Source organism: Candidatus Tisiphia endosymbiont of Melanophora roralis, from assembly GCF_964026575.1.
Taxonomy (GTDB): Bacteria; Pseudomonadota; Alphaproteobacteria; order Rickettsiales; family Rickettsiaceae; genus Tisiphia.
Genome location: NZ_OZ032161.1, coordinates 20630 through 45575 on the forward strand (window position 1 = coordinate 20630; position 24946 = coordinate 45575).

Annotated in this window: 16 protein-coding genes and 2 rRNA genes; 6 read left to right on the forward strand and 12 right to left on the reverse strand. The window is 34.2% G+C overall.

Annotated elements, in window-relative coordinates; all coding sequences use genetic code 11:
* Positions 1 to 38: 38 nt before the first annotated feature.
* The 7 genes from AAGD53_RS00120 to odhB form a co-directional block, all read right to left on the reverse strand.
* On the reverse strand, positions 39 to 761 hold the full coding sequence (locus tag AAGD53_RS00120; protein WP_341762813.1) for a hypothetical protein: 723 nt from the start codon (positions 759 to 761) through the stop codon (positions 39 to 41).
* Positions 762 to 763: 2 nt separating this feature from the next.
* Positions 764 to 1702 carry a DNA cytosine methyltransferase gene (locus AAGD53_RS00125; RefSeq protein WP_341751424.1) on the reverse strand — a complete coding sequence of 313 codons (939 nt, stop codon included), beginning with the start codon at positions 1700 to 1702 and terminating at the stop codon, positions 764 to 766.
* A 503-nt stretch (positions 1703 to 2205) separates the two neighbouring features.
* A complete protein-coding gene (locus AAGD53_RS00130) occupies positions 2206 to 2778 on the reverse strand; it encodes a VUT family protein (RefSeq protein WP_341762814.1) in 573 nt (190 codons plus the stop codon).
* Between the two features lie 301 nt (positions 2779 to 3079).
* A 5S ribosomal RNA gene (gene rrf, locus AAGD53_RS00135) occupies positions 3080 to 3194 on the reverse strand.
* 155 nt (positions 3195 to 3349) lie between these two features.
* Positions 3350 to 6128, reverse strand: a 23S ribosomal RNA gene (locus AAGD53_RS00140).
* A 198-nt stretch (positions 6129 to 6326) separates the two neighbouring features.
* A complete protein-coding gene (locus tag AAGD53_RS00145; RefSeq protein WP_341762815.1) occupies positions 6327 to 10781 on the reverse strand; it encodes a pentapeptide repeat-containing protein in 4455 nt (1484 codons plus the stop codon).
* A gap of 21 nt (positions 10782 to 10802) precedes the next feature.
* The gene (gene odhB, locus AAGD53_RS00150; RefSeq protein ID WP_341762816.1) at positions 10803 to 12002 is read right to left on the reverse strand and encodes a 2-oxoglutarate dehydrogenase complex dihydrolipoyllysine-residue succinyltransferase; all 1200 of its coding nucleotides are present in this window, start codon (positions 12000 to 12002) and stop codon (positions 10803 to 10805) included.
* Positions 12003 to 12195: 193 nt separating this feature from the next.
* Between odhB and AAGD53_RS00155 the strand changes: the two genes are divergently transcribed.
* Positions 12196 to 12969 (forward strand): hypothetical protein, encoded by a 774-nt coding sequence (locus AAGD53_RS00155; protein ID WP_341762817.1) that lies wholly within the window; start codon positions 12196 to 12198, stop codon positions 12967 to 12969.
* Here the strand turns inward: AAGD53_RS00155 and AAGD53_RS00160 are convergent.
* From AAGD53_RS00160 to fabD, 3 genes are all read right to left on the reverse strand, one after another.
* Positions 12966 to 13958, reverse strand: coding sequence for a ribonucleotide-diphosphate reductase subunit beta (locus AAGD53_RS00160; RefSeq protein WP_341762818.1), 993 nt, complete (start codon positions 13956 to 13958; stop codon positions 12966 to 12968). The two genes, AAGD53_RS00155 and AAGD53_RS00160, sit on opposite strands and share 4 nt — an antisense overlap.
* Before the next feature lie 282 nt (positions 13959 to 14240).
* Positions 14241 to 16070, reverse strand: a complete 1830-nt coding sequence (locus AAGD53_RS00165) for a ribonucleoside-diphosphate reductase subunit alpha (RefSeq protein WP_341762819.1) — start codon at positions 16068 to 16070, stop codon at positions 14241 to 14243.
* 71 nt (positions 16071 to 16141) lie between these two features.
* On the reverse strand, positions 16142 to 17071 hold the full coding sequence (fabD, locus tag AAGD53_RS00170) for an ACP S-malonyltransferase (protein ID WP_341762820.1): 930 nt from the start codon (positions 17069 to 17071) through the stop codon (positions 16142 to 16144).
* 35 nt (positions 17072 to 17106) lie between these two features.
* Between fabD and AAGD53_RS00175 the strand changes: the two genes are divergently transcribed.
* From AAGD53_RS00175 to AAGD53_RS00195, 5 genes are all read left to right on the forward strand, one after another.
* Entirely contained in the window at positions 17107 to 19068 is a 1962-nt protein-coding gene (locus AAGD53_RS00175) for a lytic transglycosylase domain-containing protein (protein ID WP_410521121.1), read from the forward strand.
* Between the two features lie 93 nt (positions 19069 to 19161).
* Positions 19162 to 19296, forward strand: a complete 135-nt coding sequence (rpmH, locus tag AAGD53_RS00180) for a 50S ribosomal protein L34 (protein ID WP_341748129.1) — start codon at positions 19162 to 19164, stop codon at positions 19294 to 19296.
* Between the two features lie 3 nt (positions 19297 to 19299).
* Positions 19300 to 19710: a ribonuclease P protein component gene (rnpA, locus tag AAGD53_RS00185; RefSeq protein ID WP_341748130.1), complete on the forward strand. Its 411-nt coding sequence runs from the start codon at positions 19300 to 19302 to the stop codon at positions 19708 to 19710.
* Positions 19711 to 20048: 338 nt separating this feature from the next.
* Complete coding sequence (locus AAGD53_RS00190; protein WP_341762822.1) at positions 20049 to 21728, forward strand: tetratricopeptide repeat protein; 1680 nt, start codon at positions 20049 to 20051, stop codon at positions 21726 to 21728.
* Positions 21697 to 22293: a tetratricopeptide repeat protein gene (locus tag AAGD53_RS00195; RefSeq protein ID WP_341762823.1), complete on the forward strand. Its 597-nt coding sequence runs from the start codon at positions 21697 to 21699 to the stop codon at positions 22291 to 22293. Before AAGD53_RS00190 ends, AAGD53_RS00195 begins: the two co-directional genes overlap by 32 nt.
* Before the next feature lie 218 nt (positions 22294 to 22511).
* On the opposite strand, the gene AAGD53_RS00200 is transcribed toward AAGD53_RS00195, so the two are convergent.
* Together AAGD53_RS00200 and sdhA are read right to left on the reverse strand one after the other, a co-directional pair.
* Positions 22512 to 23141, reverse strand: a complete 630-nt coding sequence (locus AAGD53_RS00200) for a histidine phosphotransferase family protein (RefSeq protein ID WP_341762824.1) — start codon at positions 23139 to 23141, stop codon at positions 22512 to 22514.
* Between the two features lie 4 nt (positions 23142 to 23145).
* Complete coding sequence (gene sdhA, locus AAGD53_RS00205) at positions 23146 to 24936, reverse strand: succinate dehydrogenase flavoprotein subunit (protein WP_341762825.1); 1791 nt, start codon at positions 24934 to 24936, stop codon at positions 23146 to 23148.
* Between the last annotated feature and the right edge of the window lie 10 nt (positions 24937 to 24946).

Below are 24946 nucleotides of genomic sequence, written 5' to 3' on the forward strand. Positions count from 1 at the left end.
ATTTTTTCCAAGTAATTTTCACTTTAAGGAATTTAAATTTAGATAACGTAATTACCTAACTCATAATTTTTCATTTCTTTTATAAATTCATACATTCTCAGTTGCAATTGAATGTTATTACCTGGGTGAGTTGGGTCGGTTTTTATTTTATGCGAACATAACTTACCATTTCCCCCTTTTCTTTTAAAAGTTATCAAATTACCAATAAGCAAATTACCACCTTTAGATGTAAAAGATATGTCATATTTTAAATGTTTTAAAATATTTTTCATTGAATAAATATGCATAATACTTTCTTGTCTATCGTATAGTACTAGTATTTCTCGAGATTTTTTATAAGACATAGACCATTCCACTATATCTTTTACAATAGGTTTAAATATTAATACTGCTTTCTCTTTTTCACTTTTTGGAAAAAAATCATATTTTGTAGCTCCTCTTTTGGCTTTTTCAACAAGTAGATTTTGCAACCACGTTAAGCAATCCAAATTAAATTTTTCGCAGAACTTTTCAGGTGTGGTTCTTGTTAGTTGATTTAAACCAGTCTTAAAAGCCTTTATATTGGCATCAATATTTCTCCCACAAGAAAATTCCATTTTTACATCTACTTTTTCATTATGTACTCCACTACAAATCGCAGTTATGAAGTTTCCTTGTATTTTAAAGTTTTCTTGAATTTTTTGTATGATTTTTTGATGATCTCCTATGCTATTTTTAAACAGAACCTCAACATTTTTTCCTATATAAGCATTTCTATTCATAATTATGATATTCCAATTGAATCATAAATATTACTGATCATCTTTGGTATAACAGCATTGCCAAGCTGTTGATAACCTTTTATCCCTTCTATAACATGGTGATTTTTTGGAAATCCCATTAAGTTTTTACATTCATTAACTGATAATCGTCTAATTCTATTATTAATTAAATATAAGCCAGTTCTTGCACCTACTCCTCCACCAAAAGCGGAAAGAGTTATTGCATGTCCCAAGGGGCTATAGATTCTTTCTCCTTGACCGCCTTTATTAACATAACCAATTCTTAGAGGTCTTAAATTTCTTTCAATTTCTTTATTGCCATCTATTACTATGTCATCTCTTTTAATATATAAACTATCATCAACTTTTTCTTCTAAAATATCATCCAAATAAACTTTTGCAAAAGTTTCTTTTGGCGGTAAATATTTAAATTTTAGATCATTATCGTAATCTTTACGTAAACAAACAAAATAAACCCTTTCTCTTGATTGAGGTATACCAAAAAAAGAAGAATTTAGAATATGCCTATAAACTTTATAACCAATTTCATCCAATTTTATATCTATTGTTTTAATTACCGATCCATTATCAATATTAATTATATTTTTGACGTTCTCAAGCAATAAAACATATGGTTTATGATATTGGGCGATTCTAATTATTTCATAAAATAATCTTCCGTTACTGCCTTTTAATCCCAATTGCTTACCAGAAATACTAAAGGGTTGACAAGGAAAACCTGCACATAGAATATCGTGTTTTGGTATTTTTTTTTCTGAGATTTCATTTAAATCGCCATAAGGTCTTTCTCCGAAATTTTTTACATAAGTTTCTTGAATATCCTTATCTATATCTGAAGAAAAAACACACTCCATTCCTTTTCCTTCTAAAGCAATCCTAAATCCACCAATACCGCAAAACAAGTCTATAAATTTATACACATTATTCCTGTTTAAATAAGTTATGATATAGTTAATTCCGTTAGATTTGATCAGGGCAATTTAAGAACCGTACCAATAGTTGGTATAAATATAATCTTAACTACTATCGATGTCATTCCTGCAAAAGTGGAAATGACATCGCTTTTAGCTAAGAGATCATTGGGTTAGGTATATAGGATGTTAGCAAAGTCATATAAATGCTATATAAAGCAAATTTTTAAGTAATTCTTTAGTTAAATTGCCAACAAAATAAGTAAAAAAGTAAAATTATATAATATATTCTCAAAATATGACGATAATTTTACTTTATTACTACTTTGCCAACACCCTTTAATATCATTTGAGTATATATACTCTAGAATAGAAAATCAAGAATTGCATCGTTATTATCTAGCGGTACTCACCAACCTAGTCCCTCGGTAATTCCCGCCACTATCATGATTTTGATTACATCGTCTACCAACTCTTGAAATCATAGCAGTATACTCAGCTATATTTCTTACTCAAAAATTCTTCAGTTCGCGGGTACTCCTATTATTGCAATATACTTTTTGGACTAAAAATGACCCCAAAAATATACATATATAAACTGTTAATGAATATGCACATTTAAATAATACTTCTTTTAAAAACATCGACAAAACTCTACTTGTAGAGAATATATTTACAAAAAATCCTGACATCACAATGCCATCTACAACCGCACCCATCATTAAACCAGCAAAATTTCTTGTATCCAAAGAACATGTTGACTTGAGTTGTACAAATACACTTGTACTACAATATGTTGATAACAATATAGATACAAAAGATACAAGTATAATTCCATTAATAACACGACCATGAATATAATAATTGAAGTCCCATAACAAACAAAAGCTTACTATTATACACAACGTTACAGCAATCCAAGCTTTTTTCCTACCATATAGTTCAGATATAATATTTGCAGTTACAGCTAAAAACACAAATACTAAAGAACACTGAGATATTTTATTAAAAAGATTTAATGAATAAGTGAATATACCAAGTAGTATTACTAGTAGTATGTAAAACTTAGTGTTAATATTGTTCATATTACCTCCTTCTTTTTGTTCTAATTTTATCAAATAATATGGATTATTGTTAGTAGATAATTTAGTTGATTTTTTAAAACTTACTTTTTAAAAGACTTGCTTGCAAGAGTAGTTAAATGATTTGGAGCATTGGAACACAAAACAAATGTCTAATGACAATTTGTATACTCTTATGCTTTTAAGAATTGTTTTTTAAAAACATCAGGAACTCACGTATTACTTTAGTTTACCCCTCATTTTCAAATCCAATTCGTAGAATCATTTGAGTGTATATGGTCTTCATAAAAAATTTGCATTGCAAGCTTGGCAGCAACTTACTCTCCCATGCCTCAGGGCATAGTACCATCAGCACTACGAGGTTTCACGTTCGAGTTCGGTATGGGATCGGGTGTTTCACTCGTGCTATAACCACCAAGCTAGCAATACAAATTTTTTTGTATAATAGACTTTTTGAGACATTTATTCATAGAACCCTAATTTCAAAATAGGTCTAAAATTTGAGTTGTTGATAAAACTGAAACCCTTTTTATGTTTCCTGCAGAATTAATGCTGTACACAAGTACAACCTCAGCAAAGTAAAACAATCGAGCTATTAGTACCAGTTAGCTACACACGTTACCGTGCTTCCACACCTGGCCTATCAACGTGGTGGTCTTCCACGGCTCTGATAGGGAAGTCTAGTTTTGAGGTGGGTTTCCCGCTTAGATGCATTCAGCGGTTATCCCTTCCGTACTTAGCTACCCAGCTATGCCGCTGGCGCGACAACTGGTCCACCAGAGGTACGTCCACCTCGGTCCTCTCGTACTAAAGGCAGATCCTCTCAAACTTCCTACACCCACGGCAGATAGGGACCAAACTGTCTCACGACGTTCTAAACCCAGCTCACGTACCACTTTAATCGGCGAACAGCCGAACCCTTGGGACCTTCTCCAGCCCCAGGATGTGATGAGCCGACATCGAGGTGCCAAACGATTTCGTCGCTATGGACGCTTGGAAATCATCAGCCTGTTATCCCCGGAGTACCTTTTATTCGTTGAGCGATGGCCCTTCCACTCGGGACCACCGGATCACTATGACCGACTTTCGTCTCTGCTCGTCTTGTCAGACTCGCAGTCAGGCTAGCTTATGCCATTGCACTCTAATAGTTGATTTCCGACCAACCTGAGCTAACCATCGTGCGCCTCCGTTACTCTTTGGGAGGCGACCGCCCCAGTCAAACTACCCACCATGCATTGTCTCGGATCCTGATTCAAGGATCGCGGTTAGATATCAAGAATCAAAAGGGTGGTATCTCAAGGATGACTCCACAGTGGCTTGCGCCACCACTTCATAGTCTCCCACCTATCCTGCACATCTAATTCCTAATACCAGTGCAAAGCTATAGTAAAGGTTCACGGGGTCTTTCCGTCTAACCGCGGGAACTCCGCATCTTCACGGAGAATTCAATTTCGCTGAGTCGATACTGGAGACAGCGGGGAAATCGTTACGCCATTCGTGCGGGTCGGAACTTACCCGACAAGGAATTTCGCTACCTTAGGACCGTCATAGTTACGGCCGCCGTTCACTGGGACTTCAATTCAGAGCTTGCACCCCTCCTCTTAATCTTCCAGCACTGGGCAGGCGTCAGACCCTATACTTCGTCTATTGACTTTGCAGAGCCCTGTGTTTTTAATAAACAGTCGCTACCCCCTAGTTTGTGCCACCTATAAATGGTTGCCCATTTACAGGTCATCCTTCTCCCGAAGTTACAGATGCAATTTGCCTAGTTCCTTCAGCATCGTTCTCTCAAGCGCCTAGGTATACTCTACCTGTCCACCTGTGTCGGTTTAGGGTACGGTCTTTAATGAGGGTGTTATTTCCTGGAAAATATTCACTGCACACGCAATCCAATAAGCGTATACAATTTACTATCTCCGTCACATCCCTCAGGTTCAGGAATATTAACCTGATTCCCATCGATTACGCCTTTCAGCCTCACCTTAGGGGCCGACTAAGCCTGCGCAGATTAACTTTACGCAGAAACCCTTGGACTTTCGGCGAGAATGTTTCTCACATTCTTTATCGCTACTTATGTCAGCATTCTCACTTCCGATACCTCCAGCAAACTTCACAGTTCACCTTCACAGGCCTACGGAACGCTCCGCTACCATTTGCACTATTAAAGTACAAATCCGCATCTTCGGTACATGACTTGAGCCCCGTTACATTGTTGGCGCAAGAAAACTTATTTAGACTAGTGAGCTATTACGCTTTCTTTAAATGATGGCTGCTTCTAAGCCAACATCCTAGTTGTTTTGGTTTTCTCACATCCTTTAACACTTAGTCATGATTTAGGGACCTTAGATGGCGGTCTGGGCTTTTTCCCTCTCGACTATGGACCTTAGCACCTACAGTCTGTCTGCTATGCTGTACTCGTCGACATTCGGAGTTTGGTTGAGTTTGGTAAGTCTGTAGGACCCCCTAGCTCATCCAGTGCTCTACCTTCGACGGTAATCGCTATAACGCTCTACCTAAATAGATTTCGCGGAGAACCAGCTATATCCGAGTTTGATTGGCCTTTCACCCCTAGCCACAACTCATCCCCTACTTTTTCAACAGTAGTGGGTTCGGTCCTTCAGCGGATATTACTCCACCTTCAACCTGGCCATGGCTAGATCACTCGGTTTCGGGTCTAATTCATCTAACTAAAGTCGCCCTATTCAGACTCGCTTTCGCTACGCCTACACCTAACGGCTTAAGCTTGCTAGATAAACTAAGTCGCTGACCCATTATACAAAAGGTACGCCGTCACAGAACATATAAACGAGCTTTAAAACTCAATGTCTGCTCCGACTGCTTGTAAGCATTCGGTTTCAGGTCTATTTCACTCCCCTTATCGGGGTTCTTTTCACCTTTCCCTCACGGTACTTGTTCACTATCGGTCACTAGAGAGTACTTAGGCTTAGAGGGTGGTCCCCCTATGTTCAAACAGGATTTCACGTGTCCCGCCTTACTCAAGGACTCCAAAACTTTTTACCTATAAGGGGCTATCACCCTCTATGGCCAACCTTTCCATGTTGTTCTAGTTTTTATTCTGAAGCCACTGGCCTAGTCCGCGTTCGCTCGTCACTACTAACGGAGTCTCGGTTGATGTCCTTTCCTCCAGCTACTGAGATATTTCAGTTCACTGGGTTTGCTTCGCATAGCTATGTATTCACTATACGATACCTGCTAAGCAGGTGGGTTTCCCCATTCGGAAATCTTCGGATCAAAGCTTATTCGCAGCTCCCCGAAGCTTATCGCAGCGTATTACGTCCTTCATCGCCTTCTAGTGCCAAGGCATCCACCAAATGCTCTTATTTTATTTACTTTGATTCTTTTAAAGCTTGAGATTGTACGATGTGTACAGAACTAATTCTGCTATTTTACAGTATCCACTCACGATCATAAATTTTTATTATCGTAGTAGGTATTTAGTTTTCAGTTTTATCAACTTTTCAAACAGCTACAGGATTTTTGCCCTGTGTGAAGTTTTATACCGATTATTCAGAACAATGTCAAACATTATTTTATCTGATTAACAGATTTGTTTGTCTTTCTTTGTTAGCATTTCTATCATATCTTTCTCTATGTTCATTTGACGATATTGTTTGACTTGCTTTAGGTACTGGTGGAACAACTTCTATTTTTTTTATAGTAGCTTTATGCAAATCTACATTTTTTAGCAAAGGATTTGATTTAACTTCTTCGCTTATATTCCCAACAACTCTTATATTATCTAAATTCATTGTTTTTTCCGGATGTTTTTTATTATATTTTTTAATTTCCGGAAGAAGTGTAGTTAAAGTATTACCATCAATGGTAGCTCCTTCAAAATCTATATGTTCTTTAAAAGTAACTCTCTTAAAAGAGCATTCTTTCAATTCAGCATTTTTCAGAGAACATTTTCCTAATGTCACTTCATTAAAATTAAATCCTTTAATTTCAAAATCATCTAATTTCATATCTACTTTTTCAAAAGATAATCCTCTCAAATCTTTATTATTTAAGGAATAATCAAGTATCGGTGAATAGTCAGATGAATTATTTCGACTATATTTCTCAGCCTGCTCCTGAAAGATGGAAGATAAATCTATTTTCTTGTCCGACTTAGCTATCACAAGAGGATTTGGCAAGACATCTTCAATAATTTGGTTCATTTTTTCACCAATTACTTTTTCACGTGTTGAATTAGACACAAAATGTTTTTGAAAATTATACTTCCAAAGGTTAACAGTAGCTCCTACAGCTAAACTTAGAACTTTTGTATCAGATAACAAATTAATCAATGGACGAACCATTGCACTATATTCTCCCTTCTTATATGAAGCCGTTATTGTTCCTACTTCCTTAGCATGATCCCCTAGCGCTTTAACAATTGCTTCACCTTTTAGTTTTAGTTTTTTACCCATCTCGGTTTCGTTTAAAAATTTCTCAACCACAGGACCAAGGTCTTTAGCATGTTTTATTAAAAGCTCAGGTATTTTTTCTTGAAAAACTTCTTTAACCTTAGGATTATCCTTATTAAACTTAATAAGAGAGTTTACTAATTTACCAACTTTTTCTGCTTGTTTGGATTCAGGTACGTTCATAACATCTTTAGTTTGCTCAATGATTCGCTCTAACCCCTCTTTGTCTGCTAAACAATTTTCAGTAAGTTCTGCTATTATCGGTAAAACATCAACAATAAATGGAATAGTTGCTGCTGTTGCATCACGTACAAATTTAGGATTCAGACCAAGATATCTTATATTTTGCTGCACTTCTGTTTTATCCAAAAATTCTAAAATATTCTTTTTATTATCAGCAAAATATTGTGGTAGAGTTGATTTTAAGGCAGGAGCTAGATCTTGAACAACCTTACTAGTATTATCTAAAATAGACAATATCATGGCTTTTTGCGTTCCTATTATTTCTTCTTTTCGAGTTGGAGATAAATTTTTATTAGTCAATAATTCCAAGCCCAAATCTTGATGTTTCATATAGAACTCATAGATCATGACCATTTCAGGAGTATGCTCTAATATCGTGCTACTTGCATTAGTTGCCAGTGATACAGTATCCCTAAAAAATTCTTTTGACACAAATCTAGTAAATTTATCGTCTAGAACATTCTCAGCAATTTTGGTAATTTCCTTTTGATTAGCTGGATCACGTAAAAACTCAACTAAATCTTTCTTAACTACTTCTGCTACTTTAGGGTTAATGAAGATTTCCAAAGCATTTTTAATGATATCACTCCCTGAATTTTTGTTAGAAATTATTAGATTCTTATAAATTTCTTGTACTTTTTTATTTGATTCTCCTTCTAATATGCCACCTCCTAATTTTAGCACCAACGGCACTATCCTTCTAATAAAATTTTTATCTACTCCATCAAATATATCAGGATTAACTCTACTAGCTTCTGTAGGTGAAATCATTGGAGCGGGATTTAACACAGCTCCTAAAACTGGCAACAAAACACGCTGAGCGATCTGATCTTTTAATAGATCAGATCGTGCTTCATTCAGAGCAGGAATATATATATCAACCACTGAACCAGCTCCTTTGATTAGATTAGATACATGCTCTACTTGTTCTTTTTGTAATTTTTGCCTTTCTTCAATTAGCAACTTATCACTTAATAATTTTTCACTCACTTCTTGAAATTTCAGGAAATCAGCATATAGCTCATCATATAATAGCTTCTTTGTATCCAGCGGATTCCTAATAGCTGAAGGTACTATAGTAGCAATATCAAGAAGAAATGTCCCTGTCTCTTTTAATAAACCTACAGCGATGTGAGGTAAATTCTCTAATGTTAATTCTAATTGCTCCTCTTTTTTTACTTGCTCCAATTGTTTTTGCTCTTCTTGAAACTTCTGCGGGATAATTTCTTGACCATTCTGAATGAATGTGCCTTGTAAACCAATCAAATTTACGTCCACAATATCAGTATCAATATCGACCATAGCTTTAGACAAATCAGCCTTAGCTAACTTTGCCGCACGTAAATTAACCCCTTCTAACTTAACCTTTTCTGCTTGTACTTTTTCCAATATCGCTTGCTGCAATTTTGATTTTGTAAGATCACCATTCATGAATATTACTTCGGTAAAATCACCTTCCTGAGCGTCAATACTCCTCATTATGCTATTCGAGAAATCAGCCTTTTGTGCATGAACTTTTTTTAGTATACTATAACTTGCATTGATTCCTTTAGCCTTCGCTCCTTCCAAAACCGCCTCTGTTAAGTTAGCAAATTTGACCTCTACTCCTTCTAAAATTGCATTTCTGAAATTCGCCTTTTGTGCTTCCACCATATTTAGATTGGCATTAATAAAATTCACTCCTTCAGCATTAATCCTTCTTAGAATAGCTGCTTCTAAATCCGCTCCATCCAGCTTAGTCAAACCACTTAACTCAGCATCCGACAAATCTAATCCTTTTGCTTCTATGTTCTGCAATATAGTATCTTTAAATTTTGCTTTATGTGCTTCAGCCTTTTCCATCAAAGCATTAGACAAATCACTCTCTATAATTTGACACTCTGTTAAAACAGCTTTATCTAATATTGCATGCTGCATTTGTATTCTTCGTAAATCTGCTGAGATTAAAGAAATACCTTGCAAATCTGCCTGATTAAATGTTGAATCAGTCAATTTTGCGTTATTCCATTTACCATTTTTTATATTCGCATAATCAAAGTTGGAGTTATTTATCACAACCTCTTGACCATTAGAACGAGCCATAAAAGCATGTGTAAACTGACTATTATCAACGACTGCCTGACTTAAATTACTATTAAAAAAATTCGCGTTATCTGCTTTAGAGCCTAAAAAATTAGCTCCTACAAGTTCTGCACTCTCAAAACTCGCTTCACTAATATTAGCTTCCTTAAAAATAGCTCTAGATAAATCAGCTCCTGCAAATACAGCACCCCGCAAGTCTGCTCCTGAGAAATCTAAACCAGATAAATCAACTCTGCCAGGCAATGCATTATTGTTAACAACAGCTCCCCTCATGAAAGAAGCACTAACTTTAGGTGAACAATCTGCAACAATTCTTGCTGTTAATTTTATCTTCGATGGCTCTAATTTGGTTTTAGCAAAATCATTTAAACTTAAATCCTTATTGCTTTTCCTTATTTCTAAATACTCCACTACATCATTGCGAGTAAGACGCACATATTGTACTTCTCCATCTCTCTGACTCTTAGTTGACCCACGTATGTAAGCTGGATCAAAACTACACCTACTACCAAAAATATTCTTAAATGTTTCGTGCATTGGATTATCTTTTTTAGGAAATGTCTTTTTCTCAGTCATTAACGTTAGTTCTTCTTGTAACCTATCATATTCCTGGTTTTTAGTTTTAAATCCCGCCTTAACCAATATAGCTTGTGGATAACTCAAGCTCTTATATGCATTGTCTAATTCTGTTTTTTTATTATCTATAAGATCTTGTTGTTCTTTTTCTCGTACCGAAGTACTTTTTATATCAGCATATTTCCTGCCTAAAACATGAGTAGTACTAAATTTTATACCATCAATATCTTTCGATTTATCTGTTTGAGAGTATCCTTTATAGCTATCAGAAAACCTACAATTAGCAAGGTCAGCTCCTCTGAAATCTACGCTTCTTAAGACAGTATCTTCGAAATAAGCATTGTCAAAATCAACATCACAAAACACCGCATCAGCTAAATTACATCCTGTAAAAGTAGTATTTTTAAATATACAACCAGTAAAATCTCCTCCGCTTAGGTCTATTACATTATCAGATCTACTAAAAGTCCTATCTGATAAATCTGCTACTACTACTACATTATTATCTGAAAAATATTTTTCCTTTAAATACTGGTTAAGGCTTAAACCTCCCTTGGGATCATCTGCTAAAACTGCATGCTGAGCTGTGATATAATCCTTTATATCCTCGCTAGTAGGACGAAATTTTTCAATCTTAACAGCGAGATCATAGAAAACAGGTTTATTTTTCACCATAACTTATACTCCTTCTTTGTATTAAAGATTTAATAACAATTTCTCAGGATTCTCAATCAATCCCTTTATTTTTACAAGAAAAGTAACTGCTTCTTTGCCATCAATAATACGATGATCATAAGATAAAGCAATGTACATCATGGGACGTATTTCTATCTTACCATTAACCACTACTGGTCTTTCTTCGGTCTTGTGAAGGCCTAAAATACCGGATTGAGGAGGGTTAATAATCGGAGTTGATAATAGTGATCCATAAACACCGCCATTTGAAATGGTAAATGTTCCACCTGATAAATCAGACATAGATAATTTTCCTTCTCTAGCCTTTTTACCCAAACCAGCAATTTCTTTCTCAACCTTAGCAAAACTCAATTTGTCAGCCTGCCTAACTATTGGCACTACTAGACCTTGCTCTGTCCCTACTGCAACACCAATATCATAATAATTCTTATACAGAATCTCATCCCCTTCTATCTCGGCGTTTACCGATGGAACTGCTTTAAGAGCTTCAATAGTAGCTTTTACAAAAAATGACATAAATCCCAGCTTAACGCCATGCTTCTTCTCAAACTCTTCACGATACTGCATACGCAAATTAATAACTTTCAACATATCAATTTCATTAAAAGTAGTTAGAATAGCTGCAGTATTTTGTGATTGTTTCAAACGATCTGCTATAGTTTTACGAAGACGTGGCATTTTAACACGCTCAACCATCCCTTCATTTGCCCGTACAACATTGGCTATAACATTGTTTATAACAGGTAATTCTGTTTCTTTTGCAGGCGGGGTATTTATGAACTCTAGTACATCTCCCTTGGTCACTCTGCCTTCTCGACCAGTACCTTTTATGTCAGCTAATTGCAGTTTATTTTCGCTCACTAATCTTTGCACCGAGGGCGGAACATCAATCTTGTTTATACTTGCAGGTTGTTGTTGTATCTCTTTGTCTAGTGTACTAGGTGAAGCTACACTAGAAACTGCTCCTTCGGTAATTTGTCCTACGCTCTCACCCACATATACTGTATCGCCCTCATTCTTAAGTATTTTGCTTATTACACCAGAGGAAAGTGCATGTACTGCTAACGTAACTTTCTCTGTCTCAAGTTCTAAAAGTAGCTCATCCACTTTTACTACATCTCCTTGTTTTTTATGCCATTTAGCAATAGCCGCTTCTGATACAGACTCTCCAAGAGATGGAACTATAATTTCAATACTCATAATTATTTTATTCTCCCAATTATATTCTATTATACTATTATTTATATCTTGCACTAATAACAAAAATTGTTTTAACACTCAAATGATGTTAAAAACATCTATCTATAAAACATTTATTTTTTTGCAGTCATTTTAATATACTATTATTTTATTTACCACTAATATATATCCATAGAATATTATAGGGAATGAAATGAAAGATCGGAAAGAAATTGAGCCATACATGGCATATAAGCCTACTCAGGTATATAATGTCTTGAAAGATTTATCTAGAAAGCAAGGATATACACTATCAGCAGAGACGTATGAAAATCCGGGTAATCCTGAGAATAAAATCAATTATTATCTTAAAAATGACAATAATTATATCACTGTCCCATCTCATGATGCTCAAAAAGGTAGTACGCTTACAACAACTGCAGCCCCATTAAAGGATACACTTGGAGTATTAAACCAAAATCCTAACTGGAAGAAAGCAATAATTCCTATTTGTCAGTCTAACAAATATTTTTTTGGACTTCTGACAAGGAAACACTTCACATATTTAGAACTTAATAAAGATAATGCTGGCAATATAACATCTCATCATCAGGATTCCAAAGGATGGCTTAGCCGTTTCTACCCACTAAAACCAATTAGAGACTCACTAGAAGAAACATTTGGAAAAGATAGAGTTACCTTTAAATCATCATATCTAGGTCATCAAAAAATAGCTGATAATATAAATTGCGGTCGATTCATCCTGTCTTATATAAAAAACGTTATTACTGGTGATCCTGCTAAAAATAAAATAAATCCTCAAACTCAGACAAGTTTATTTAGCGATTTTGACACAACAATTAACAAACCACCTAAGGAGGAAAAGATTTTACCTAAAGCTAAAGTCCCAACACCAAAACCCCCAAATATGGTAGACCACGTATCACGCATTAGTAGAAAACCTAATAATCCAGCAAGAACACATTAAGAAGTCGTACCACTCTTCCTATCATCCATCTCAGCAAATACATCTTCCCACGATCCAGTAGTTGCAGCTTTGGTATATTCGGTCACCCTTCCTTCAAAGAAATTAGTATGTTCAGCACCGTTTAAGATTTCATCAAGCCAAGGCAACGGATTAGTATCAATTAAATAAATCTCTTTAAGCCCAAGCTGCATTAATCTGCGATCGGCAATATAACGAATATATTGTCTTACTTCTCTAGCTGTCAGCCCTTCAATACCACCAACTTCAAACGCCAGTTCAATAAAGGCATCTTCAAAATGCACAATAGTAGCACACGCTTCATAAAGACGGCTACGAAGCTCTTCAGTCCATACTTCAGGGTTTTCTCTAATAAAAGTTTTAAATAACATAATGATAGAATCAGTATGTAACGTCTCATCCCTTACTGACCAACTAATAATTTGCCCCATACCTTTCATTTTATTAAAACGAGGAAAATTAAGTAAAATAACAAATGAAGCAAATAGTTGTAATCCTTCAGTAAATGCCCCAAATATTGCTAAAGTAGTAGCAATATCTTCTTTAGTTTCTACACCGAAACGCTGCATATAGTCGTATTTATCTTTCATTTCTCTATATTTGAGAAATGCTGAATATTCAGTTTCTGGCATACCTACGGTATCAAGCAGATGAGAATAAGCAGCAATATGAATTGTTTCCATATTAGAAAACGCTGATAACATCATCAGTACTTCCGTTGGCTTAAATACCCTGGAGTAATGTTTCATATAACAATTATTTACTTCAATATCAGCTTGAGTAAAGAAACGAAATATTTGAGTTAATAAATGTTTTTCTCCTGGACTTAAATTATATTTCCAGTCTTTTAGATCATCAGCTAGCGGCACTTCCTCTGGTAACCAATGAATTCGTTGTTGAATATGCCACGCTTCATAAGCCCATGGATAAGAAAATGGTTTGTAGATTGGACTGGCATTAAGTAAAGACATATTATATTTCCTTTTTAAGTATACTACTATAAAACGTCTATTAGCGAGGAGGCTGTAAGGCCGACGAAGCAATCCAGTAACATCATTTATCTATAGATTGTTTCCTAGATTGCTTCGCTTACGCTCGCAATGACGGTTTAAGCCTTACAACAGTGCTTCGCTAATAGACGATTTTTTAACTTTCAACAGTTGTGGAGACCGTAGGTCGACGAAGCAATCTATAATTTCACCGAATTTGGGATAAGAATTGATAAATTCTTATCCCGAATTCGCGTATATTCATTACTGACAGGATAAACATTCATCATAAGATACAACTTCTTTTTCTTGTTTTTTCTTATTATCTCTTTCAATATCTTGAAAATCCGCTTTCTTGACATCGTGTGATACTTTATCAGCTCTTTGAATTGAGGTTGATCTACAATAATATAAACTCTTAACCCCTTTTTTCCAAGCTCTAAAATGGATATTATTTAAATACATCTTACTTACATTACCTGCTAAGAAAACATTTAGAGATTGAGATTGTGAAATATGTGGTGTCCTATCTGCTGCTAGATCAATAAGCCAATTTTGATCAATCTCATAAGCAGTTCTGAAAACATCTTTTTCATGGTTGGATAAAAAGGTTAGATGTTGAACTGAGCCTTCATGAGTTGCAATTGATGACCAAACCTGCTCATTATTAAAACCTTTAGTGCTTAACAGCTTTTCTAAATATTTGTTACGTACATTAAAAGATCCAGTAAGAGTCTTTTGGACAAAACTATTAGCAGCAAATGGTTCAATTCCAGGCGAACTATTGCCAGCAATAATAGAGATTGATGCCGTAGGAGCAATAGCTGTTTTATTACTAAACCGTTCGTTAATACCTACTTCAGCTGCATCGAGGCAAGCACCACGTTCATCAGATAGAACTACTGAAGCTTTATCAACTTCTTTATGAATATGTTCAAATATTTGATTATTCCAAACCTTTGCCATTACCGACTCTATTGGTACATCCTTTAATTGTAGGAATGAGTGAAAACCCATAACACCTAACCCTACGCTACGTTCACGCATTGCTGAATATTTAGCTCGCTCCATGGTACTAGGTGCTTTAGTAATAAAATCTTCAAGTACATTATCTAAAAAACGCATTACAGTAGGAATAAACTCGGGGTCATTTTGCCAATCATCAAAATATTCTAAATTTACAGAAGACAAACAACACACAGCGGTTCTAACCTTACCCAAATGATCAGTGCCAGTTGGCAGGGTAATCTCGCTACAAAGATTAGAAGTTTTTACCTGTAACCCAAGTTTTTTATGATGCTGCGGAATATATTTATTGACAGTATCAATAAATAAAATATAGGGTTCTCCAGTTTCTATTCTAGTAGTTAGTAACTTAACCCACAAATCTCTAGCCTTAACTTCACGTACAACTTTTTTAGTAGCAGGGCTGATTAATGGAAAATTTTCATCACTCTCAACTGCTTGCATAAATGCATCTGTTACAGCTATGCCGTGATGCATATTTAAAGCTTTACGATTAGTATCACCACCAGTATGGCGTCTTAAATCTATGAATTCCTCAATTTCAGGGTGATCAATTGGTAAATATATAGCAGCACTGCCACGTCTAATTGACCCTTGAGAAATAGCTAAAGTCATAGAATCAACAACCTTGACAAATGGAATAATGCCAGAAGAAGTACCTTTGCCTTTAATTGCCTCATTAATAGAACGAACATTGCCCCAATAGCTTCCTATACCACCACCACGTGAGGCTAACCAAACATTCTCAGTCCAAAGATCTACAATACCTTCTAAACTATCATCTGTTTCATTTAAAAAACAAGAGATAGGCATCCCTCTGTCAGTTCCACCGTTACTAAGAACCGGTGTAGCTGGCATAAACCACAACTTGCTTATGTACTCATATAATTGCTGGGCTGACTCTGCATTATCAGCATAATAGCTAGCTACTCTAGCAAATAGATCTTGAAACCCCTCTCCGGCTAGTAAGTATCTATCTTTTAGAACTGCTTTGCCAAAATTAGTCAGTAAATCATCTCGTTTCTTATCAATCTTTATAGGAAATTTAGTATTTGCTTGCGTTGCCATTATTATATTATCTTATTTTTTTAATTTAATTGAGATCATAGCAGATTTTTGTCTTAGCACTAATACCATAATCACACAATTTTTAAAAATTTTTCTAATTCTACAAGACTCGAAACATTAATCAAATCAAATTTATGGTCAGTTTTCTTTAGCATGTTCGTCAGAACCTTACCTGCACCTATTTCAACTATTTGCTCTATTTTCAGATTTTCCAATTCGTTTAAAGTTTGGCGCCACCTCACCCTACCGCAAATTTGGGAAATTAAGTTTTGTTTTATCTCTATAGGGTTAGTTGTTGGTTTGGCTGTAACATTTTGTACCACCGGAACAAACGGTTTATTAATTACTACTTCGTCTAAAGCCTTTGCCATTTGCTCTTCTGCTGACTTCATCAAACTACAATGAAAAGGACTACTTACATTCAATTTAATAGCTTTATAGCCCAAATCTTTTACGATAGATATTACCTGCTCCACTGCTATAGTTTCACCACTGATGACTATTTGTCCGTCTATATTATCGTTGGCTATATCAAGGTTAGTAAACTCTTTTACGATCTTTTCAAGCTTTTCTAGAGGAATACCTATACACGCCGCCATTGAACCTTCACCTACTGGATAAGCCTCTTGCATAGACTTACTACGTATTGCTAGCAATTGGGTAGTTACTTGTATATCTATACTTTCCACTGCACATAATGCACTATATTCTCCTAAAGAATGACCTGCAACATATAAACACAGGTTAGTAATATTTCTATTTGTTTGTTGTTTAATGACATTCAATATTGCCATAGACACTGCCATTAGTGCTGGTTGAGCATTGATAGTCAAAGTTAAATCTTCACTTGGTCCATTAAAAACAATATGACTTAATTTTCTTCCAAGAGTATCATCAACAATTTCAAATGTTTCTTTTGCCACCTGAAAGTTATCGTAGAATTCTTTCCCCATACCAACCATTTGTGACCCTTGACCTGGAAAGACAAATGCTCTATTCATAATAATACCATAATAATTTAATTTATCCACTGCCGATTATGAGAATTCCAACAATACTGTCAATAGTTTTAATCATTCTAAATTTATTAATATCAGAGTCAATGGCATTAGATTGTATTAAAGAAACTTTTATACATTTAGACAAAAAAGCATGGCAAGATTGTGAGAAGATGGCAAAGTCTTCAAAAGATAAAGCCTTAATCAAAATTATTATGTCTCAAAGATTCTTAGACCCGAATTATAAGAAAAATAGCTTTGAAGAGATAATAAAATTTATACAAAACAATCCCCACTGGCCACAAGTCGACAAACTAAAAGAGATGGCAGAACAATATTTAAACTATGACACAGACCAAGCTTTAATTGTAAACTGGTTTAGTGGAAACGAACCAATTACTGCCTTAGGCTATAAATTTTATGCTTTAGCCAGTAGAAAATTAATTAAAGATCCACAAAAATTAGCAAAGATTATAAAAAATGGTTGGATTTATGGGGTCTTCACGCAAGCAGAAGAAAGCAACTATTTGAGTAATTTCAAAAATATATTGTGTGAAGAAGATCATGTAAAAAAAATGGATGAATATTTATGGGCAGGGAACACGTGTAGTGCAAAAAAATATATGCATTATGTGAGTAATGGCTATAAACAAAATTTTATTGCTCAAATTGCTATATTAAATAAATCCAGTGATAGTGAGAAACTGTTTCAAGAAGTATCAGAAAAATATTATACCCCAGCTTTATTATTTCACTATTTGGATTCCAAGAAACAACAGGTTCCTACCAGCCAAACTATTGCTCTATTTAAAAAAGTAAAGCAAGATAAAATACATTCCGCCTGTTGGGCTCGTGTGCAATCTTATTATGCTAGAGAATTTATTGATCAGAAAGATTTTGCTAGTAGTTATAAGATAATTAGCATGCCAATTACTGTTGATCCCGAACATGTAAGAGAAGCAGAATGGCTTAGTGGCTGGCTTGCCCTTAGATTTTTGCATAAGCCTGACATTGCTTTAAGTCATTTTAACAAATTTATGAAAGTTGCAGCCAAGCCATTAAGCGTATCAAGGGGGCAATATTGGTTAGCTAGAACCTACGAAGCCAAAGGGGATAAAGAGCAAGCGAATAAATTTTATCATATGGCGAGTAAATATTCTTATACTTTTTATGGGCAATTGGCTAATATAGAAATTAACAGGCATCACCCTATTTTACCACAAAAGCCTACCTCCACTAAGCATAATAATGAAAATAGTGAAATTATTAGAGCCATAAAATATCTAATTAAATATGGTAAACATGATTTAGCTCTGTTATATGCTAAAACGGCTATTGAAAAATCATCAAAACCCTCTGAGATTTTATTAATTACCGATATAATTAGTACAAGGGGCAATACTTATCATACAGTAGAGGTAGCAAAAACTGCTTGTCAATATCATACTTTTATTAAGGATTATGCTTTCCCTACCCCTTATACTAAGGCAGTAAAAAATAGCCCCCTAGAACCAGCTTTAACATACAGTATTATGAGACAGGAATCGGTTTTTAATCAATACGTAATTAGTACAGCCAACGCTAAGGGTCTAATGCAAGTTTTAGAAAGACAAACTTGTGATATTGCTAAATCTATTGGCTGTAAATGTCATATTAAAAAATTAACTACTGACCCTAAATATAATATTATGCTAGGTACTAATCATTTTAAAGAATACTTACAACTATATAATGGTAATTATCTTTTAGCCATTGCAGCTTATAATGCTGGTCCTTGTAGAATCACAAGATGGATTAATCTGTTTGGTGATCCTCGTGACTTTAAAAATTTACGACAAATAATTGATTGGATTGAACTAATACCATATTATGAAACTAGAAATTATGCTCAACGTGTTTTGGAAAATCTGCAAGTTTATAGATCTATTATTAGTAAAAATAATAACTTAAAATTAAAACAAGATCTTTTAAAGACTAAAGATAATAAGAGAGAAATATAGCTATACCCTAGTTTTAAATAATGTTATTTAAGTTGACAGTTTAACATTATCTGACTATAAAGAAATATATTATTTCGTATTGGATATGAATTTATGAAACGTACATTTCAACCTAGCAATTTAGTAAGAAAAAGAAGACATGGATTTAGGGCAAGAATGGCAACTGTCGGCGGTAGAGAAATTTTAAGGAAACGCCGAGCAAAAGGCAGAAAAAAATTATCAGCGTAGTAAGTGCTTATCTCATCCCTAAAAAATCAGAAAGAATTTGACCTAGTTAATAAGTTAGGAAAAAAGTTCCATAGTCCTTATTTTATCACAATAATAGCAAAGAATTCTACTAAACTCTTTGCAAAACTAAATGTAAAAGGTAATATTGACAACCTATGTAAGAAATCTAGTGAGATTTTATATAATTCGTCAAATACATTACTTTTTGGCATGAAAGTCGGAAAAAAGTTAGGAAACGCTGTTATTCGTAATAAAATCAAAAGACGCATTAGGCATTTAGTTAGACTGCTAAGCAAGGAATCAAAATTCAAACAAAATAGTTGGGCAATGATAGTCATCCCTAGGAAAGGTTTTGAGCAAATTGAATTTGCAACTTTATTAAGTGAACTATACAAGATAGTCTCACAGGTGTAATCCTTACTGCATAAATTACCTCCTGCAATCAAAAGTTATCATTCGTATAAAAATATCATCCTAGCCTTGATGCGGAATCTAGCCATTATTCAACCACCATCAAGTTACCCTAATTCGCGTAAGTTAAGTTGAAAATAATTTGGATTGCATAATACTGATACTAGGCTAGTGGAATTTAGGTTCAGAATTAGCAAACAAACTTTCCTACTTTTTAATGATTTTTATTATTAATATTCAAACTTAAGTTGCGTTATTTTTGCTTATTCTTTATAGTTATTCGTATAATATGTTTTATACGTACCGTTAGGGCATAATTTATTTTTCAACAGTTTCATTATATGAAAAAATTTTTAACATTATTCATATTACTAATTATTTATAGTAATACTTTTGCTCAAAAACAAGTATCTAATTTAATCACCCCAGTTAGTTATTTTGTCAATCATGAGCAACAACTTAAAATCCTTGATGAACATTTAAGTAAATATAGACAAGCAAGTATAGTTGGTATTAGTGGTATAGGTAAAACTCAACTGATTAGGATGTATAGTTATGAGAATAAAAATAATTATGATCTAATTTGGTTTTTTGATTGTAACCTTGATTTTGATGAACAATTTGTTAAATTAGCAAAACAACTCAATATGGTTAAACAAACTAATATATCTGAAGAAGTTGCTTTAGCAAAAAAAGAAGTAATATCATATTTAACTGCTACTAATAAGTGGTTATTGGTGTTTGATAATTTAAAAGTTAATGAAAATAAGAAAGTACAAGATTTAATTGATTGGGAGCATAATGGTCAGGTCGTGTTTTGTTCGCAAGATAATGAAAAGTTATCTAATATTATAGCAATGCCCCTACTTGATGTGTCTACTATTGTAGCTTTAGCTAATAACTTATTAGACAATAAAAATAGCAATAATATCGAATTTTTAACGCAATCTTTTAGTGGTTATCCAATATTGATAGTGCAAGGAGCTCAATTACTTAACAAAGTTAAAGGTTTAGATAAAGAGGAATATAAAAAGAAAATTTATCAATCGACTGATAAAATAGCAACGAATATTAACATGGTTATTCAAGAATTAAAACCAAGTGCAATAAAGTTGTTGAATAAAATAGCTTTATTAAATAACCAAAGCTTCTCGAAACAGCTTCTTAGCACCATTACTGATCATAAAGATACTTTAGATGATGATATATATCAATTATCTAAATCTATGCTAATCAGTAATATTGATCCTAACAAAGATAACCCTATTTTTGAAATGCATGATATAGTTAGCAATAAAATAATGGAACTAAATGGTGATAATAATAAAATATATTTAGAAAATATGATTAGCAAATTACCTAAATTTAAAGGGTCTTATTCAGGATATGTGTGGAAAAGAGCCAAGACTATACTAGAAAACTTAGAAATTCTTTTAAAAAACTCTGAGAAATATAATATTAATCTATACTCAATACTTACCTTAAAGGCTGAGTTATTCTCTCTGTATATCAACCTTCATAATGCCAGCAAAGCACAACAAATGTTTGATTGGTTTAATCAAAAAGATAAAGAATTTAAATTGTGGAAAATGTCTGAAACTCAAAAATTTTATTATGCTAAGTACTTAGGACTAATAGGAGTGTGTCATATTGTGATATTCAGGAATTTTGAAACAGCGATTTCTTATATTACTAAATCATTAAATATTTTAGACAAGCTTGATAACGATGAAGCTACTTATTCCTGTAAATTTAATTTTTTTGTTTATACATCTACAGCTTATATATTTTTAGGTGAAATAAAACTAGCTAAAGAATTTCTTAAAGAGATGGAAAAATTAGCAAAACAAGGAATAATACAAGAAGCTGATATGTCTGCAATAGATTATATAAAAAGTGTATTATGTTGGCTACAAGGCAAATATAAAGAATCTTTAGACTTGGAAGGTGAAGCTACTGCACTACTTATAAAAAATGGATTGCATATTGATGACCTACTCATTATGGAGCTATATATATAAAATAAATATATTGAATTATCTTGGTAGATATCAAGAAGCTTATACTCAAGCTCAACAGCTATATGATATACATAAGCCCCTAAAGCATAAGGATAATAAAATATTTGCAGATATTTATATAGAAATGGCAAGAAGTCAATTAGGTTTAGGTAAAATAGATAAAGCTTATGAATACATTAATAATGCTATTTCTATATTGTTAGTACAGGAAAACTTAACCCCTGAGAGAACAAATTATTCTAAAAATCCGAGCTTAGCAGTAAGTTATGTAGTACAAGGTGATATCTTGTTTGCCCAAGATAGCCTTAAGCAAGCAATAGAATCTTATAAAAAAGCGTTTGTTATATATCATTATTTATATGGAAGTAGAAGTAAAAATGTTGCTCAAGTAAGTTATTTGTATAATCATGGAGCAAGAGCTGGCTGTAAAAGTAAAGATTTATATAATTATAAATTTTTTGGCAAGCCACAAATTAAGGAGTTTGGCATACACCATCCTAATACCGTTGATATGCTTGAATATTGTAAACAATATGACATGTATCTGTGGACCAAGAACAATTAAGCATTAAGGTTCTTAAATCGTTGGAATTTTATATTAAGTGGCAGCTCATCGCAACTACCTTAACACTGGTTCTATCTATGTAATTGCTAATAGAGATTTCCAACGAGTATACTCTTCTGCTTTGAAGAATTGTTTTTTGAAAATATCATAGATTCGCATGCGTAACTATACTATATGTACGCCTAGCATGCTCACCATTCATTTTCAAATCCAATTCTTCAAATCATTTGAGTATTATACTCCACTGAATCGGTTGATGGAGTAATAGCTAATTTATAACCATATTCCGTAATTAAGTAGTAAGTGTAATATTCATGAACATTTTCTATACTTACATCATCAATAGTTCTGCTTCCAAGCAAAATATCTGCTCTACCCTGATCAAGCCTGAGGTTTGGAGCTGTTACTACAATTTTTATACCAGTGAAATTGTCATTTTGTATCTCTAGTTCAACCTTAATAACAGCATCTATATATATATTGCTAGATGCTGCAATAATTAAACACATAATAATCTGAGCTATATTGTTATCGATATTTGTGCTGATTAACCTTGTGAACACTAGTTCAATATTATGATTTTTTGATTTTAAAAAATCAGTACTTAATCTATTAATTTCTGCAATAGCAATTTTGTTCCCCTCAGAAGGTAGAGAGTATAAATAACGATAAAACTGTAAATATCTCATGAGTCTATTTGTACTATCCTGAACCAGTTTAGTAGCTTTCTCTTGATACTCTATAGTTTTTATTAACCCAATGGCGTTATCTATAGCACCTATTGATCCTGCAAAATCATGACATATTTTTTCATTTAAAGCTTGGCATAACTTTAGTGAATTTAGCATATTCTTAATAAACTCGTTTAGCTGGCGAAATGCTATCTACTTCATCTGTCAAAGTTGTAAGAGTTACAGGTTTGTAATCTAACTTCACCTTACCTTGCTCATCAATCCAAGCGAGTGTATGTTTCATCCATTCTTCATCATTACGCTCTGGGTAATCTTTCCTAGAATGAGCCCCCCTACTTTCTTTTCTAGCCGCTGCAGAATGTACAGTAATTACCGCTTGATCTAATAAATTAGCTAGTTCTAATGCTTCAACCAAGTCGCTGTTCCATATTAATGATCTATCATTAACCTGAATATTTGCATATTCTTTTCTTGCCTGATCAATCATTTCTATTCCTTCATCTAAAACCTCTTGAGTTCTAAATACCGCTGCATGATTTTGCATGATTTTTTGCATTTTAAGTCTTAAGTCAGCTACTGGTAGGCCTCCTTTAGCATGACGTATATTATCAAATCTGCTAATTATTTTATCCAATATAGACTCCGGCAAGCTTTTATGCTTTTGCCCTACTTTAACAATTTCAGCAGCTTTTTGTGCTGCGGCTCTACCAAATACTACTAAATCAAGTAAAGAGTTTGATCCCAAGCGATTCGCACCGTGTACTGAAACGCAAGCAGCTTCACCAATTGACATTAACCCAGGAATAATCTTATTATGATTATCCTGACCTTTATCAATCACCTGACCATGATAATTTGTTGGTATTCCCCCCATATTATAATGCACTGTTGGTAATACAGGTATTGGCTGAAGGGTTACATCAATACCAGCAAAAATTTTAGCAGTCTCTGAAATACCGGGCAAACGTTCGTGAAGAATTTCCGGCGGCAAATGATCTAAATGTAAGAATATATGATCTTTATGCTCACCTACCCCCCTACCCTCTCTGATTTCCATGGTAATAGCCCTTGATACTACATCTCTTGAAGCAAGATCCTTAGCAGCGGGAGCATATCGTTCCATAAATCGCTCTCCATTAGAATTTACCAAATACCCACCTTCTCCTCTAGCACCTTCGGTAATTAAGCAACCAGCACCATATATACCAGTTGGGTGGAATTGGACAAATTCCATATCTTGCAAGGCAATAGAATTTCTTGCCGCCATGCCACCTCCATCACCAGTACAAGTATGAGCACTTGTCGCAGAAAAATAAGCTCTACCATACCCGCCAGTAGCTAGTACCACTAAGTGAGCATGGAAACAGTGAATTGTTCCGTCATCAAGATTCCAAGCAACTACCCCTACACATTCTCCATTATTCATTAATAAATCAAGGGCAAAATATTCGATAAAAAATTGGGCTTTATTTTTTAAAGCCTGTTGATATAAAGTATGTAATATTGCATGACCAGTACGATCTGCTGCAGCACAAGTCCTTTGAGCTGCTTGTCCCTTACCATAATTTGTTGTCATACCACCAAAGGGGCGTTGATAAATTTTGCCTTCTTCTGTTCGAGAAAAAGGTACTCCATAATGCTCAAGCTCTAGCACTGCTGCAGCTGCATGTTTACACATATACTCAATTGCGTCTTGATCACCCAACCAATCCGAACCTTTTACTGTATCGTACATATGCCAACGCCAATCATCTTGCCCCATATTACCAAGAGAAGCACTAATGCCACCTTGGGCAGCCACAGTATGACTCCTAGTTGGGAAAACCTTGCTAATGCAAGCAGTATTTAAGCCCTCTTTTGCCATACCAAAAGTAGCCCTAAGACCAGCTCCACCTGCTCCAACTACCACTACATCAAATTCATGGTGGATAATATTATAAGATTTAGACATTTATATAAAT